This is a genomic window from Kitasatospora sp. GP82 (genome assembly GCF_029892105.1).
GTDB lineage: Bacteria > Actinomycetota > Actinomycetes > Streptomycetales > Streptomycetaceae > Kitasatospora.
Genome location: NZ_JARZAJ010000037.1, coordinates 16638 through 31330, shown reverse-complemented (window position 1 = coordinate 31330; position 14693 = coordinate 16638). Strand labels below are relative to the sequence as shown.

At 70.6% G+C, this 14693-nt stretch carries 13 protein-coding genes; 4 read left to right on the top strand and 9 right to left on the bottom strand.

Annotation, left to right across the window (positions count from 1 at the left end):
- Nucleotides 1–435 precede the first annotated feature (435 nt).
- Together P3T39_RS28685 and P3T39_RS28680 are read right to left on the bottom strand one after the other, a co-directional pair.
- The gene (locus P3T39_RS28685) at nucleotides 436–1536 is read right to left on the bottom strand and encodes an aminoglycoside phosphotransferase family protein (RefSeq protein WP_280702069.1); all 1101 of its coding nucleotides are present in this window, start codon (nucleotides 1534–1536) and stop codon (nucleotides 436–438) included.
- A 67-nt stretch (nucleotides 1537–1603) separates the two neighbouring features.
- A complete protein-coding gene (locus tag P3T39_RS28680; RefSeq protein WP_280702068.1) occupies nucleotides 1604–1840 on the bottom strand; it encodes a hypothetical protein in 237 nt (78 codons plus the stop codon).
- 349 nt (nucleotides 1841–2189) lie between these two features.
- Here P3T39_RS28680 and P3T39_RS28675 point away from each other — a divergent pair, with 349 nt between their 5' ends.
- Nucleotides 2190–2579, top strand: a complete 390-nt coding sequence (locus tag P3T39_RS28675) for a hypothetical protein (RefSeq protein WP_280702066.1) — start codon at nucleotides 2190–2192, stop codon at nucleotides 2577–2579.
- A 74-nt stretch (nucleotides 2580–2653) separates the two neighbouring features.
- Here the strand turns inward: P3T39_RS28675 and P3T39_RS28670 are convergent, their stop codons facing one another.
- From P3T39_RS28670 to P3T39_RS28640, 7 genes are all read right to left on the bottom strand, one after another.
- Nucleotides 2654–3655, bottom strand: a complete 1002-nt coding sequence (locus P3T39_RS28670; protein ID WP_280702064.1) for a thioesterase domain-containing protein — start codon at nucleotides 3653–3655, stop codon at nucleotides 2654–2656.
- Nucleotides 3652–4653, bottom strand: coding sequence for a beta-ketoacyl synthase N-terminal-like domain-containing protein (locus P3T39_RS28665; RefSeq protein ID WP_280702062.1), 1002 nt, complete (start codon nucleotides 4651–4653; stop codon nucleotides 3652–3654). The genes P3T39_RS28670 and P3T39_RS28665 overlap by 4 nt, the downstream gene beginning before the upstream one ends.
- Entirely contained in the window at nucleotides 4650–5786 is a 1137-nt protein-coding gene (locus tag P3T39_RS28660; RefSeq protein ID WP_280702060.1) for a beta-ketoacyl synthase N-terminal-like domain-containing protein, read from the bottom strand. The genes P3T39_RS28665 and P3T39_RS28660 overlap by 4 nt, the downstream gene beginning before the upstream one ends.
- A complete protein-coding gene (locus tag P3T39_RS28655; RefSeq protein ID WP_280702058.1) occupies nucleotides 5783–7570 on the bottom strand; it encodes an AMP-binding protein in 1788 nt (595 codons plus the stop codon). Before P3T39_RS28655 ends, P3T39_RS28660 begins: the two co-directional genes overlap by 4 nt.
- 171 nt (nucleotides 7571–7741) lie before the next feature.
- Entirely contained in the window at nucleotides 7742–8446 is a 705-nt protein-coding gene (locus tag P3T39_RS28650) for a nucleoside 2-deoxyribosyltransferase (protein ID WP_280702056.1), read from the bottom strand.
- Nucleotides 8447–8608: 162 nt separating this feature from the next.
- The gene (locus P3T39_RS28645; RefSeq protein WP_280702054.1) at nucleotides 8609–9325 is read right to left on the bottom strand and encodes a uracil-DNA glycosylase family protein; all 717 of its coding nucleotides are present in this window, start codon (nucleotides 9323–9325) and stop codon (nucleotides 8609–8611) included.
- 128 nt (nucleotides 9326–9453) lie between these two features.
- Nucleotides 9454–10677: a methyltransferase domain-containing protein gene (locus P3T39_RS28640; protein ID WP_280702053.1), complete on the bottom strand. Its 1224-nt coding sequence runs from the start codon at nucleotides 10675–10677 to the stop codon at nucleotides 9454–9456.
- A 749-nt stretch (nucleotides 10678–11426) separates the two neighbouring features.
- On the opposite strand from P3T39_RS28640, the gene P3T39_RS28635 reads away from it, so the two are divergent.
- From P3T39_RS28635 to P3T39_RS28625, 3 genes are all read left to right on the top strand, one after another.
- Entirely contained in the window at nucleotides 11427–12029 is a 603-nt protein-coding gene (locus P3T39_RS28635) for an HD domain-containing protein (protein ID WP_280702051.1), read from the top strand.
- 154 nt (nucleotides 12030–12183) lie between these two features.
- Complete coding sequence (locus tag P3T39_RS28630) at nucleotides 12184–13080, top strand: glycosyltransferase family 2 protein (protein ID WP_280702050.1); 897 nt, start codon at nucleotides 12184–12186, stop codon at nucleotides 13078–13080.
- 157 nt (nucleotides 13081–13237) lie between these two features.
- A complete protein-coding gene (locus P3T39_RS28625) occupies nucleotides 13238–14605 on the top strand; it encodes a tetratricopeptide repeat protein (protein ID WP_280702049.1) in 1368 nt (455 codons plus the stop codon).
- Nucleotides 14606–14693: the final 88 nt, after the last annotated feature.

The following is a 14693-nucleotide window of genomic DNA, read 5'->3' as shown; positions in this document are numbered from 1 at the left end:
AGGTGCTGGTGCAGGCCCTCGGCGGTGCGGGCGATGCGGGCCTTGAGCTCCAGGCTGGGCAGGTCGGCGGTGACCCGGGCGGTGAACGAGGCGGCGTCGAAGCCGGGGCAGGCGGCCTGCATCTCGCGCCCGATCCGGGCGATCCGATCCGGGTTCAAGGCCCGCTCTTTCATGGGCACTTGGGAGCTCATTCGGCCACCCTATTGCCGGTTCGGCGTGGTGGTGGGCGGCTCGGTGGGGATTCCTCCGTCGGGGGGACTCGGGCGGCGTGTCGGCTGGCGTACGGCGACCCGCACCAGCAACCGCCCGGCTCCACCCCGAGCTCGGCGCCCAGGCCTCCGCGCCCGCGGCCGGCTCTGCGTGCCCAGCTGCTCTAACAAGCCCGGACAGTCGAGTTCGCTCTCCGGGCCTGCGGGACCCATGAACGCCATGAACTCAGCGAAGAGCGTCACTCAGGGCCTCCTCCAAGACAGGTAGCCGGTTCAGCAGCATCAGAGCTACCTCGTGCCGTGCCCGCGCGTAGGACTCGAGGGCGGCGTCGACGAGGTGCGGTCGTTCCACTGGTGCCGACAGCGGAAAGGTCGAGCAGAGCTTGGCTGCACAGCCGACACGAAGCGAGGACACGAGGTCGTCCGCAGGCGCCTTGGGGTTGGCGTCTCGATAGGCGAGGGCGAGATCGGTGTATCCCTTGAGCCAGCTCTCCACACCGTTGGACAGGACGCTCTTGGGGTCGCAGCCGAGGCGCACGATTTCCCAGGCGAGGTACCCAGGTGTGGGTGGTCCGAAGTCCACGATCGCGGCGACATCGTCGTTCGTCACCAGGACGTTGGGGCCTGCCAGGTCGCCGTGCATGACCTGGACCGTCAGCTGTGGAAGTGAAGCGAGGATGCGCTCGACGTCGCCCAGGACGGCTTGTCGCTCGCGCGCCGCCTGCAGAGCCCATGTCTCGAACTCCCCAAGCGTGGGCCTGTGCTGGTACGCGAGAATCAGTCTCTCGAAGCGGTGGCGTGCGGTGGCCACGTCGCACAACGCGGCACCCGGTTCCAGGGTGGGTGCGGCGGCGGGGTGAGTGGCGAGTCGGCGGTGGAGGCAGCCCATCGCGGCGCCGGCTGCTGCCCACCGCGCACCCCTCAGGGTCCCCTCGGCAGTCTCGGTGTGCGGCACGTACGACCACAGCGACATGGGCAGGCGGCCGTGTGTCTCGATGAGTTCGTGCCCGCGCGTCCGGATTGCCCGCGCGGTGGCGACACCTCCGTCGGCGGCGTACTCGGACAGTTCGACCGACGCCCGCTCAAGGGCCAGGCGATCTTGACCGCGATAGACCTTGGCGAAGTACCAACGGCCTGTCCGGTCCACGACGGCGTAGTTGTCCGTCGCGGTGCCCTCCGGGATTCGCGTGATTTCTGCCGGGTGCAGTCCGTACGCGAGCACCAGCGTGTCGGCGACCGCCGTGATCTGCTCCTCCTCCGCGGTGCGGCCGGGTGTGGAGGGCGCGGCGGCCGGCGCGGTGGCGGGCTGGCGAGATGCGGTGGACATGGTCTCCTCGTCGAAGCGCACAGCGATAGTGGTCGGATGATGAGCGGGCGGCAGGTGGTCGGGGCGGTCAGGACGCGGGCACGGGGGTCCCGGTGAGGGGTTCGGCCCGGTGGGCGATGTGTCGGGCGATGTGCGGAGTGAGCGTGGGGTGGACACCTCTGCCGCAGGCCTGCAGCAGCTGGCCGAGCACGACCAGTTCCCCGGCCCGGCCGGCCGCCAGGCGCTCAGCGAGCTGCGTCGGGCCGCGCCAGGTGCGGCGGGTCCGCATGGTCACCGACGGACAGCGCTCCGTCAATGCGGTCATCTGATTGCGCCTCCCTCGTTCGGGTTGGGCCAGTACCCGGCACCGCCGCCAGCTGCCGGCAGGAAGCCGGCCGGCCAAGCCGACACCGCGGCGCCCTGCGGCGTGAACCCGGCTGATCGAGGCGGTGAACGCGGTGACCGACACCGGCTCTTCGTGACGAGGGCAACCGGTTCGGCATCGCACAGGCGGAACGTAGGGCGGACCGGCGGGCGCCGCGGCACCGGGAGGGATGCTCGTCGCATAAAGTGCGGGCGCGCGGGTGTCCACGTCGTTTACCAAAAGATGATCTTGGATGCCTTCGCTCTCGTCTACGCCGGCACCCCACGGGCCGCACCGCCAGGAGGAACCAGTGTTGTCCCCGCAAGTGATCACCCCCGAGGAGAAGCTCGCCGAGGCGAAGAAGCAGCTGAGTTTCCCGCGTATCGTCGCGATCTGCGGCTCCACTCGCTTCATGGCAGAGATGGCCGAGGCCGATCTGCTGGAGACCAAGGCCGGGAGGATTGTCGTCAAGCCGGGTTGCGACCTGAAGTCGCCGCACGCGCTGTGGTCCGACCCTGCCGAGGCTGAGGCGCTGAAGGTTCGACTCGACGAACTGCACCGGGCGAAGATCCTGCTCGCCGATGAGGTGCTCGTGGTCGGCGACTACATCGGAGACAGCACCCGGGCCGAGATCGCCTACGCCCGGTCGCTGGGCAGGCCCGTGCGGTTCACGCACCCCGAAGTCGATCCCGACGCCTGAGGGCCCGTCCCCGCGCCCGCTGCGGGCACCCTGGTGGGATTGATCAGCCAGCAGGTGGGGTGGTGGGAGCGAGCTCATGCAGCGGCGGAACGCATCGCGTCCGTGATGGCGGCAGCGAGGGGTCGCTGGTGGTCCATCACGTAGAAGTGGTCGCCCTCGTACATCTCGAGTCCGCGGAAGTTCGTGGTGAACGCTTGCCAGGAGAGCAGACCGGCCTCGTCGATCAGCATGTCGTGGCGGCCCCCGAACACCGAGAGTGGAACGGGCAGCGGCTCGGGGTCGCGGGGAGGCGCCCAGGTGTCCAGGAGTTTGAAGTCGCTGCGGAACACCGGGGCGAACGTGCGCCAGACGGCGTCGTCGTCGAGGAGCTGCGGGGTACTGCCGCCCACGTTCCGCAGCCAGCCGCGCAGTTCGTCGTCGGACATCAGGTGAGGGCGGGCGTCGGTGCCGGCCTCGCCTCGTGGGGCGCCGTAGGCGGACACACCCAGCCAGGTGGGGAGCGGGTCCCCCTCGTGCTGAAGCCGACGGGTGAGCTGGTAGGCGATGAGGGCGCCCAGGCTGTGGCCGAAGAACCCGAAGGGCCGGTCGAGCAGGGGAGCGACAGCGGTGTGGAAGTAGTCGACCAGCCGGTCGCAGTCGTCGATCAGCGGGAGTGTCTGCAGCTGGCCTCGGCCGGGGGCCTCCAGGAGGCAGAGTTCCCAGTCCTGGGGGAAGTGCTCCGCCCAGCCCCGGTAGAGCAGGTGCGAGCCGCCGGCGTGGTGGAACAGGAACAGGCGCACCGCCGGGTCGCTCAGCGGCCTGGGGCGGATGACCGGGCCGGCCGACGTCTCGCCGACGCGCTTCGAGACGACGAAGGCGTGCAGCTCGGCGAGGGTCCTGGCAGCGCTGATGGCCACGGTGTTCTCCGGGACGCCGAACGCGTTCTCCATGCGGGTGGAGATCTCGAGCATCAGCAGCGAGTCGATGTCGAGCTCGTCGGCGAAGTGCGCCTCGTCGGTGACCTCCCCGGGGTCGATCTCCAGTACGCCGGCTATCAGGGCGCGGAGATCCTCGATGTTGACGGTCGCACTGGTCATGGGTGTTCCCCCGGCTCCTGCGTAAATGGACTAGTGGTCAGCAGCACAGTGGCCGCCGCGTCGTAGCGAGGGCCTCCGGCCGTGGCGAGCACGTTCCCGGCGGCGCCGCTCTCCAGGTGGGCAGCCGCGGCGGCGCACTGCAGGACGCCGAGCGCCCCGGACAGCGGGCCCAGCCGGGCTTCCAGGTCGATCCGGCGAGTGGCTGCGAGCAGCCGGCCAGCCCCGGCACCCGTCTCGTCCCCGAGCCACAGTCCGAGGGATTCCCACTGCGTCACACCGGCGGCGGCCAGCGCCGCGGCGAGGTCCCGGGCCCGCGCGTACCCGGCGATCGTGGCGCGAGGCCGTGCGCCACGGGAAGCGGCTGCGTCCGCCGGTTCGAGGACGACGGCGACCGCCGCGTCGGTGGACTGCTCGCCGAGCAGCTTCGTCGCCACGTCGTTGGCTGGTTCGACGCCGACGACGACGGCTGCTTCGGCGCGCCCGGCCACGATGAGGTTCCGGGCCCAGGCGAGGGCGTCCAGACCGCTCGTGACGCCGTTGCAGACGGTGAGGTTGGGGCCGCGCAGCCCGTAGCGGATGGCCACCCAGCCGGCGATGACGTTGCTTGAGGTCTGGGGCAGGCCCAAGGGACTGAGGCCCCTGACGCCTGCTCTGGCGATCGTGTCGACGGCTTCGCAGACACTGTCCGCGTTGCCCAGGTTGGTGCTGACCACGACGGCGGTCGCATCAGCCGCGCCCGTGAACGTCGCGTCGGCGTCGGTCAGACCCGCGTCGAGGAGTGCGGACTCGACCGCGCGCAGGGCGAGCCGGGACGCGCGGTCCTTGTGGCGCAGCTCGCGTCCGCTGAGTCCGGTGGCCGGGTCGAAGCCGCCCACCCCCGGCAGAGGTCCGAGGAGGTCGCCGTACGTCGCGACACCGGGGAGCGCCAGTCCGACGCCCGTGACGACGACCTCCCGGACGTTCGGGCTCCGCGTGTCCGCGGTGCTCGTCGTGCTCATCGGGCTGCCTCCACGATCGCGACGGCGTTGATCCCTCCGAAGCCGAACGCGTCGATCTGAGCGATGGCCAAGGCGCCGGCTGCGGGGGAGCCCTGCACCAGGCCCAGTCCTGCGGCCTCCGGGATCGGATCGGCGAGTCCCAGGACCGGAGGCACCGTCCCCTCCTTCATGGCGAGCACCGCCATCACGAGGCTGAGCAGTCCCGAGCCGCCCAGGGTGTGGCCGGTCATCGCCTTGACGGCGGTCATCCGCGGACCGGTTCCGGCGCCGTCGAAGATGCGGCGCAGGACGCTCGCCTCCGTCGCGTCGTTGCGGGGGGTGCCGCTGCCGTGCAGCATCACCAGGTCGATGTCCTGCGCCCGCACCCCTGCTCTGCGGTAGGCGTCGAGCACCGCACGGGTGATGCCGTCGGGGTCGGGCGCGGTGGCGTGGTGGGCGTCGCAGTTCATGGACACACCACGCACCCGGGCGTGCACCCGCCCGCCCCCGGTGCCGGCGCGCTGGACGACGACGGCCACCGCGCCCTCACCCATCAGCATGCCCTTGTGCGTGGCGTCGAAAGGGCGCAGCGCGTCGGGGACATCGTTCTGCACCCGGTCGAGCGTGCCGAAGCCGCTCTCGGTCGCGGCGTCGGTGCCCGCGACAACGACCGTGTCGGCCATGCCGGCCTCGATCATGTCGGTGGCCAGGCCGAGCGCGTACAGCGTGGCTGAGCAGGCGTTGGCGAAGGTGTACGTGGTGGACGCCCCGAAGGCCGCCTTCAGGGCGGTGCCGAAGTGCAGCTCTTCGAGAGCGACGTCCGCGCCGTCACGCCACCACAGCTCGACGCTGCGCTGCTCGCGCATGGTCGTCCCGACCAGCACGGGTACCTGCGACAGGTCCTCGCCCAGGCCCGCGTCGGCAACCGCCTGGCGGACGACGGTGATGAGCCAGCGGGTGGCGCGCCGCGGGATGTCGCCGCCGCCCTCGGGCCGGTCGTCGATCTCGTAGGCGTAGGCCGCCCGGTACTTGTCCGGGTCGAACGCGCGCAGGGGTGTGCGGCTCTCCTGGCCCGCGCACAACGCGGCGAAGATCTCGCGGGGGCTGGCGCCGATGTTGGCGACGGCGGCCATGCCCGTGATGTCCCAGGTCACGGTTGCGCCGCCGCCTTCCTCAGCTCGAAGGCGGCCAGCTTGCCGGTCGACGTGGTCGGGAGCTCGTCGAGGAACTTCAGGCGGGCGGGCCGCTTGTGGGCGGCAAGACCGCCACGGATCGCGGCGGTCACCGCGCGCCGCACCGCGGCCTCCTCGGATCCCGGCCGGGCCACCAGGTACGCCACGGCCTGCTCCAGCCCGTCGGCGTCGCGGCCGCCGACCACCACGCAGTCCTGGACCCCTTCCGCGCCGCGGATGACGTTCTCGATCTCACCGGGCACGACCTTGTAGCCGCCCAGGTTGAGCAGGTCGTCGGCGCGGCACAGATGGGTGAACGTGCCGTCCGGGTCACGGCGCACCACGTCGCCGGTGTAGGCACCTCCGTCAGCGAAGGTGACCGCGGCGGCCTCCGGCCGGCCGATGTAGCCGAGGGCGACGGTCGGCCCGGCGATGTGCAGCCGGCCCTCCTGACCGTCGGCGACGGGCCTGCCGTCCGCGTCCCGGACGGTCGCGGTGATCCCGGGCACCGGGACCCCGAAGGTGCCCGGACGCCCGTTCCCCGGCGGCGTGCCGACGACGATGTGGAGCACCTCGGTGGCGCCGAGCCCGTTGAGCAGACCGGCCTGGAACGCGGTGCGGATCCGCTCGCTGAGCGGACCCGGCAGATTCTCGCCCGCCGCCACGCACAGCCGCACGGAGCCGGAGACGAGCTCGGTCGCCTGGGAGGCGTTCAGCAGCGCCGCGTACAGCCGTGGGACGGAGAACAGCACGGTGGGCCGGTGGCGCTGCATCGCGGCGGCGAGCGCGTGGACGTCGACCGGGCCGCGGATGAGCGCGACGCGGGAGCCGGCCGCCAGAGGGCACAGGACGGAACCGCCGAGCCCGTAGCCGAAACTCATCCGGGCGCTGGACAGCACCGTGTCCTCAGGAGTCAGCGCAAGCACCGTGCCGACACCGTCGGCCATGGCCGCGATCGCTCCCGCCGAGTGCCGCACCCCCTTGGGCATGCCGGTACTTCCGGAGGTGTACTGCACGAGCGCCTCACCCCCCGCACTCCACGCGGCCGGCGCCCCGGCATCCTCCGGGCGCCGTGCGGGGCCGGGCTCGGCCGTCGCCAGAGCGGCGCGAACGTCGGCGCCGGCGAACCGGATTGCAGTGGCGAACAGCTCCTCCAAGGCGCGTTGCCGCGCGGGGGCTGCGTCCAGGTGCACCATCGCGGCGGCGCAGTCCGCGGCGATGTAGCGGACCTCGTCGTCCGTAAGCACCGGGCTGATCACCACCGGCACGCAGCCGTGCCACCACAAGCCGAGGACGGCGACGACAGTCGCCACGGAGTCGTCGGCGACCAGGAGGCCGCGGGCGCCCTTCGGCACGCCAGCTGCCCTGAGGGCGCCCGCGTACCCGCGTGCTGCCTCCAGGAGGCCCGCGTAGGTGATCTCCCCGGCCTGGGGGTCGAGGTAGCTGGCCCGCCCGCCCCGGCCGGAGAAGACATGCCCCGCCACCAGGCGGTCGATCAGGTCGATGCCCTGGGGGCTTGCCGCCCGCTCGCCGAGCACGGACACCGCGGCGTCCAGGCTGGTGAGGGCCGCGGCTTCCTCGGCGGACAGGGTGCCGAACTCGCGCTCGACCGCGACCGCGACCGCGACCTTTTCCAGGGAGCTCATGCCGAGGTCCTCGTAGAACAGGGCGCCGGGCTCGACGTCTTCCTTTTCCACTTCCAGGACGGACGCAACGATCTCTCGCAACTTGTCGCGCGTTGTGTCGGTGGGTTCTGCGTCGCGCATCGGCGGGGTCCTTTCCGTATCTTCGTGGCCGAGAGGTGGGATCTGGTGGGACGGAGAGCGCGGAGGAGGCGGAGACCTGCTCCCGGGGCTGCGCCGTTCGTCGAAATACAGCTTGGTTCCGGTCGGGGTTGAAAGAACGGGGCGGGATGCCGCAGCGCTCAGCGGGAGCGCTCAGGCTCCCAGGCCGACCTCGCAGGGGAACAGGACAGAGACGCCCTGGGGCTCCTCCGTGAAGATGACCCTCTTGGAAAGCGCGGCCATGAAACCGAGCTCGAAGATCGTGCCTTTCCCGACGAGCCCGCCGGGGTTGCAGACGACAACGGCGTCGGCTTGCCGGAACGCGTCCATGTGCACGCACTTGTGCCGCCACGTGTCGCGTTCGTTCTTCAGGAGGTCCTGGTAGTCGAAGAGGATGAAGTCGGTACCCGCGGTCTCCGGCTTGATCCTGGTGCTCCGCGGGCTGAGCACTTCGGTGCCGCGCTCGCGCAGACGGGCGACGGTGTCCTCGATGTACCCGAGGGATTGCTGGAAGCTGCCGCAGACAACAGCCTTCCGGAACTCCCGCCGGATCAGGCCTTCCATCATGTCGTTCGAACCGCACGCGGACATGCCCGTTTCCAGGTAGAACCGCTGTAGCTCAGGCCCGACTATGTTGAAGTAGAGGCCGGTGTCGACGAAGACGCTGTTGACCAGCGCGGCCGCGTTCGGCTGCGGGAGCTGCTGGAACGCCCCGGTGGCGTACAGCCGTGTTCCCGTGTGGTCAACGACCTCGTGGAACTCCTTGAGGCTGGCGCAGAACTCGCCGACTCGTTCTGCCAGCGCCTCGTGGGCGAGGCTGCCGTCGAACGCGAGCTGCTCCCTTTTGAGCAGTTCCAACTCACCGCTCCGGGAGCGGAAAACGCTCACGCGTTCCGAGTCGAAGTGGACCAGGACCCTGCCTTCTGCCGCCAATGTACTGCTCTCCTTCTTCTCGTTCCAACGCGTTGGGGTACTACGACCTCAGCTGAAAGGTGGACGAGAGTTTCGGGGGCGCGCCGACTATTCGTCTTGTCCACGGAAGGCGCTGAGGTACTTTTGGGCGTACTCCTCCTCTCTGCCCCGGTTGTACTGGGTGATGAAACGTGGGTGCTCCAAGGGCACGATGCTCTGGAAGAAGCGCTGGCCCTCGTTCACCTTCGTGAGGAACCTGAAGTTCTCGCCGCTGCCGATGCAGTAGCACACCGAGGTGTCGGTTCCGAATGCCAGCTGCCGCTCCAGGGTGTCCACGAGGAAGGAGTGCAGGAGCTCCAGCAGCTTCTTGTTCTCGTAGTAGTTGCAGTTGACCTCTTTCCCCTCGGGCTTCGTTCTCACCAGGCCGAGGGGGCACACAAAACTCATGACGAAGTCGGCGTAGAACTTGTCGCGGCCCCCGTAGCGCCTGATGACGTCGTGCAGAAACCCGGCGGAGGGCCGGCTGACCGCGTAGCCGTCGACGTCGACTCCCGTTTCGCTTTCGAGGAGCTTGGCGTCTTCGAACGGGACCCCGGTCACGGCCGTGCCGCGTCGGGCGGGCGAGCTCCCCAGCACCAGACGACGCGGCCTGTCGTCGCCGTAGTACTTGCCGTAGAACGCCGTCGTCACCTCCCGGACCCGCTCCTTCTGGGGGCCGCCGAACGGATTGATGACCGCGAACCCGGGAGGCACTTCAAGCGTCGTCCCCGCAAGATCCTCATTAAACTCCAGAATCCGATGGGCAACAGTCGTTCGCGCGGCCATTGCAGAACCCCTTCCTTCACGCCGGCCACTCGGACCGGTCCGGTCGCACCCGGCTGTCCGCGATTCAGCCTTCCCCCGAAACCAGTGGGCCATCGCGGACGCGGCCTACTAGAGGAGCGGCGGAAACGTCAGGCGGCGACAGCCGTCAGGTAGATCTCGGTAATTTTCGGGGACATTCGAACATCTTTGAACCCGGCGCGGTCGAGCTCCGCGCCGATCAGATTGGCCGTGTCCATCCCGCGGTAGAGATCGACGAATTCAGTACCAGGGATAATCAGCCCTGGTATGACGCAGCCGCGCTGAGTATACAGAAACCCGTTGGCCACGGAGACGATAATCGCCGCACCGGACTTCAGCACCCTGTGCGCCTCCGAGGCAGCCGCGGACGTGTCGAAGAACGACGAGTTGTACGTCCTCAATGAGACATAGAGATCGAAACTGTCCTCCGGCAGGGCGGACAGGTTTTCGGCACTCGAGACGACGGTCCTCGACGAGGGAATGCGTCCGCCGATATTCGCAAGGCCACGCTCCGCGATGTCGACGAAGGTGATCTGCGGACAGTCCGAAAACAAGGCTGCCGCCTCGACGCCGGCGCCGACACCGACGTTGAGGATGTTGACGGCAGACAGGGACCTTGCGGATGAACTCCTGTAAATGGACATGAAGTCGTCGGCCCACCCCGGGTTGGCGGCACGGGCGTCGAACGCGTAGTCGTAGGAGCCGTACTTCGCGTCGAACGCTTCGGACAGCGCGCCGTTTACGGCGCGATCAGCCTCTTCGCTCTCGATCCCGTACCTCTGGCAGAGGAGAGACGCGAGTGCACCTCTCCCCCTGTTCGCGTTGACGTCACTCCGGGAAAGCGCGAAGCCCCTCGATCCCAGCTGGGTGGAGACGGCTTCGCTGATGCGATGCGCGGAGTAGTGGGGGTTGCACTCGATGTTCTGCTCGCTCGCCGCGTAGAAGTCTCGGTTCTGCTCGAGGATTTCCCGCTGCAGATCGTCGGGGAAGCGGTGTACATGACCCCGTGCAGTGACGGGGTCATCGTCGAGGTAGCTCGTCAGCGCGGGGTCGGGCAGACCGATGTAGACCCTGTCGACGTGCACTTCCTTCAAGAGCTCGGCAAGCTCGAACGACCGGTCCGCCGACAGGGTGTTGACCGTCAGATAGACGCTCTGGGCGCTGGATGTACCCAGCTCTTGCATCCTGCCCCGCAGGGTGCGGTACCAGGATGCGCCGGGTGCTTCGCCCTCGAAGGCGGAGCAGATCAGCTCGTTGCTTTCGGAAACGAGCGCAACGCCGACCCGCAGACCTGACTGCGGCGCCCGTTGTGCGACCCCGATGACGTGTTTCATCCAACGGGTACTGTTCGGGCTCATCTGGACCTCCGTTTCTCACCTTGCGCGGTACGCACGGGGGCGTCATTGCTCCTCGGGGACGTGGGCAGGCCGGCTCGGTCCGGGGATACATGGCACGGACGCCCTAGGCCCCGCGCCGGTCGGCCAGCACCCGGGGCGCTCAGGGGAACAAGCACACAGCAGATCGGCCTCTGGTGGGAGGCACGTTCGGGGGGCACTTTTCGGTGAGGGCGATCTCCGGCCGGGCCGGCCCGGCCGTGCGTGGGCGCCCACCCTTGTTCCCTCCTTCTTCGGGCAGCAGCGATAGCCGGTTCGAGCGGCCGGAACCATCGGACGCCCCCCGAGCGGGGTGACGAGGCGGGCCGTCCGGACCTGCGAACTTGTACACAACTGCGTTACGCAGCAGCGGGCATGACGCGAACCGGCCCGCGGTTCGGGTCTGTGCCGCTTTGCGCTGCGGTCGCCCCAGTGAACCCGGCACGCTGCCCGTCCGGGCAGGGGGCGGAGGGCACGGACACGTTCATCGTGTTCATGATCGAAAAAGTGGCGCGATGGTGGCCGGCGGACGTACGTACGGAGAGCGGCGTAACCTCCAGCCTCGGCCGGCCTTCGCCCCCGCCTCCCGACAACTGCCCTCCTGGACCACTGGCCTTCTCGCACCGCGCGCCCGGTATCGGCACGCGCGCTGGAGCCGGTCCACTACCGTCTGCAGCAGACGATCTGACGCACCGGCAGGAGCATGTGACGTGACCGAACAAACCAGCGAGCCCCGGATCATGGGAACCGCCGCTCTCCTGTTCGAGGCCCGGGAAGCGGGGGAGATGCCGCGCACCGGCTGGCGCTACGACGGCGTCCCGATGGCCGCGACCGAGACCGTCGCCGACCACAGCCACAGCACCGCCGTCATCGGCCTCGTCCTGGCCGCGATGGAAGGCGCGAACCCCGAGCGCACCACCATGCTGTGCGTCCTGCACGACCTGCCCGAGACCCGCACGGGCGACCAGACCCCCGTCACCCGTCGCTACGTCACCGCCACCGACCCCCGCACCGTGGCCGCCGACCAGGTCGCCGCCGCGCACCCGGACGTCCGGGACGTCGTGCTCGGCGCGATCGCCGAGTTCGAGGACGCCGACACCCCCGAGGCCAGGTGCGCCCACGACGCGGACAAACTCGACTGCTACCTGCAGGGCCTGCGCCTGCTGCGCCAAGGGCACCGGGTGGAAGGCAAGGTCCGGCGCTGCCGCGAGGCGCTGAGGACCGCTTCCGCGCAGCGCCTGGCGGCCGCCGCCGAGACCATGGACCCGGCGCAGTGGCAGCACGACCTACTCCGCGTCCCGGCCTCCCGCTGAGCCCCTCTCCGGCACCGCCTGCGGCGATCATGAACGCGATGAACACGCGCGCGGCCCGGACCCCCTACCCCCGGCCCGGCATGCGGCGCTTGACTGGTGCACACCGGACCGCCCCGCCTCTTTCGCCACTTGGCACCCAGCCCCCGGAGCGCGCATGAGCCCCACCGAGACCGAGACCGCCGCGGTCGATGCCGTCGTCCTGACCATGAACGACCGCCCCGAGCAGTCGGCGGCGCTGCAGTCCCTCCTCGCCCAGGAGGGCGTCGACCTGCGCGTGATCGTGGTCGGCAACGGCGTCCGACCCGAGCACGTCCCCGCCGGCGTGACGACCCTGGCGCTGCCCCAGAACGTGGGCATTCCCGAGGGCCGCAACATCGGCGCCCGGGAACTGGCGGACGCCGGCGGCGGTGGCGAGTTCGTGTTCTTCTTCGACAACGACGCCCACCTGCCCGCCCCCGACACCCTGGCCCGCCTCGTGGCAGAGGCCCGCCGACGCCCCGAGGCCGCCTGGGTCCAGCCCCGGATCGCCGACCCCGACACCGGGGAGACCGTCCGCCGCTGGGTGCCCCGGCTGCGCACCGCCGACCCCGACCGGCCCGGCACCGTCGCGGCGATGGCCGAAGGCGTCGTCCTCGTCCGCCGTCAGGCGTTCGATCAGGTCGGAGGGTGGCCCGGGCACTTCTTCCTCTACCACGAGGGGTTCGACCTGGCACTGCGGTGCTGGAACGCGGGCCTGACGGGCTACTACGCGCCGCAGGTGATCGTCCACCACCCCGCCATCGACGCCGCCCGCCACGCCCTCTACCAGCGCCTGGTCGCCCGCAACCGGGTCTGGGTCGCCTACCGGCGGCTGCCCGCGCCCCTGGTCCCCGTCTACATCGCCACCTGGGTCGCCATCACCGTCCTGCGGGCCCGGCGCGCCCCGCGTACGCTGCTCCCGTGGTTCTCCGGCCTGTGGGAGGGACTGCGCGGCGGCCACGGCGAGCGGAGCCCGATCTCCTGGGCCACCGCCTGGCGCCTCACCAAGGCCGGACGCCCCCCGGTGATCTGACCCCGCCCACCCTCCGCCGGGCCCGACGCCCCGTCAACCCGTCTGTTCAGTAAGTGATGTGCTGCTTTCGCAGAGTCGCGGACCGCGAGTGCGCCACAGCGCTAGCGTGGTCACCACCGGCCGGGTCCGTCGGTGGCGCGACCACCGGGGGCGGACAGTGGCAACACCCAGAACACCTAACCAGCAGCTGGCCGACGCGATGGAAGCGGCCAGCCTCACCCTCGAAGGACTGGCCCGCGCCACCAAGGCGGTCGCGGCCGAGTCCGGAGTCCGGCTGGGCACGTCCCGCTCGGCCGTCCACGCCTGGGTGAGCTCCGGTGCCATCCCCGCAGGCAACACTCCCGCCTACGTCGCCGAGGCGCTGTCCAGAAGACTCCGGCGGCCCGTCACGGTCGCCGAGATCGGCCTGGGCGAGGACACGAGCACCGACTTCATGCTCCTGGGCCTCGCGGCCGCCGCAACCGAAACCGGAAGGCTCCTCGTGCACGACCGCCGCGACTTCCTCGCCCTCGGCTTCTCCGCCGCGGCCCTCTTGGCCCCGCTGGCCCCGGGCCCCCGCACCGCCGCGGCACTGCCCGCCGCCGGCCCCGGCCGCCGGATCGGCAGCGGCGAGACCACGGCGGTGCGCCAGTTCACCGCCACCTTCCGGGCCTCCGACGAGCTCCTGGGGGGCGGGCACGGCCTCAGCGTCGCCGGGACCTTCCTGAGCGACGTCGTCGCCCCCATGCTGCACGGCACCTACGCCGACGACTGCGCCCGCGCCGACGCCTTCGCCACCGCCGCCGACCTCGCCACCCTCATCGGCTTCAAGTGCCACGACGCCGGACGCGAAGGCGCCGCCCAACACCACTACCGGCTCGCCGTCCGCCTCGCCCGCGAAGCCGACCCCGACGACCGCACCGGCCAGGCCGCCTGGGGCATGCGGGCCCTCGTCCACCAGGCCCTCGACCTCGGCCACCCCACAGGCACCGTCGGCCTCGCCGAAGCCGCCCTCGCCCGCACCCGCGGCCGCGTCGACAAGCGCACCGAGGCCCTGCTGCTCATCACCGCCGCCCGCGCCCACGGCGCCAGCGGCAACCCGAGTGCCGCCTCGGCCCTGATCGACACCGCCCGGGAGGCCGCCCTCACCGGAACCGACGCACTGTCCTCCTACGCGGCGGCCGCCGGCCCCACCGACGCCGTCGTCGCCTCCCACACCGGCCGCACGCTGACCGAGATGGGCCACTACGCCGCCGCCGAGCGCCACTACCGCGCCGCCCTTACTGACCGCACCGACCACGCATACCGCCGCACCCGCGCGCTGACCCTCGCCAACATCGCCCGCGCGGTCGCCGCCCAGGACCGCCACGAAGAGGCCGTCGATCTCCTCACCCGCAGCCTCGACCTGGTGGACGGCGTGGCCTCCCACCGCGCCCGCCGCGAACTCGCTGGCATGCAACCGCAGCTGGCGATGTACGCGCGTCGCGGTATCCGCGGCGCCGCCGACGCCGCACACCGCGTCACCCGCCTGGCGGCAGCCTCGTAGAGCGGGCCGACCGCTGCGAGAACGGTCTCCTTGCAGGAGTGAACGGCCGGCCGGTGCGCGCAGGCCGCGGAGGCAGGTGGGACGCGAG

Coding starts and splice junctions, on each gene's coding strand:
- P3T39_RS28670 (WP_280702064.1), bottom strand. CDS start 3,655: ATGACCAGTGCGACCGTCAACATCGAGGATCTCCGCGCCCTGATAGCC.
- P3T39_RS28640 (WP_280702053.1), bottom strand. CDS start 10,677: ATGAAACACGTCATCGGGGTCGCACAACGGGCGCCGCAGTCAGGTCTG.
- P3T39_RS28665 (WP_280702062.1), bottom strand. CDS start 4,653: ATGAGCACGACGAGCACCGCGGACACGCGGAGCCCGAACGTCCGGGAG.
- P3T39_RS28685 (WP_280702069.1), bottom strand. CDS start 1,536: ATGTCCACCGCATCTCGCCAGCCCGCCACCGCGCCGGCCGCCGCGCCC.
- P3T39_RS28645 (WP_280702054.1), bottom strand. CDS start 9,325: ATGGCCGCGCGAACGACTGTTGCCCATCGGATTCTGGAGTTTAATGAG.
- P3T39_RS28655 (WP_280702058.1), bottom strand. CDS start 7,570: ATGCGCGACGCAGAACCCACCGACACAACGCGCGACAAGTTGCGAGAG.
- P3T39_RS28680 (WP_280702068.1), bottom strand. CDS start 1,840: ATGACCGCATTGACGGAGCGCTGTCCGTCGGTGACCATGCGGACCCGC.
- P3T39_RS28630 (WP_280702050.1), top strand. CDS start 12,184: ATGAGCCCCACCGAGACCGAGACCGCCGCGGTCGATGCCGTCGTCCTG.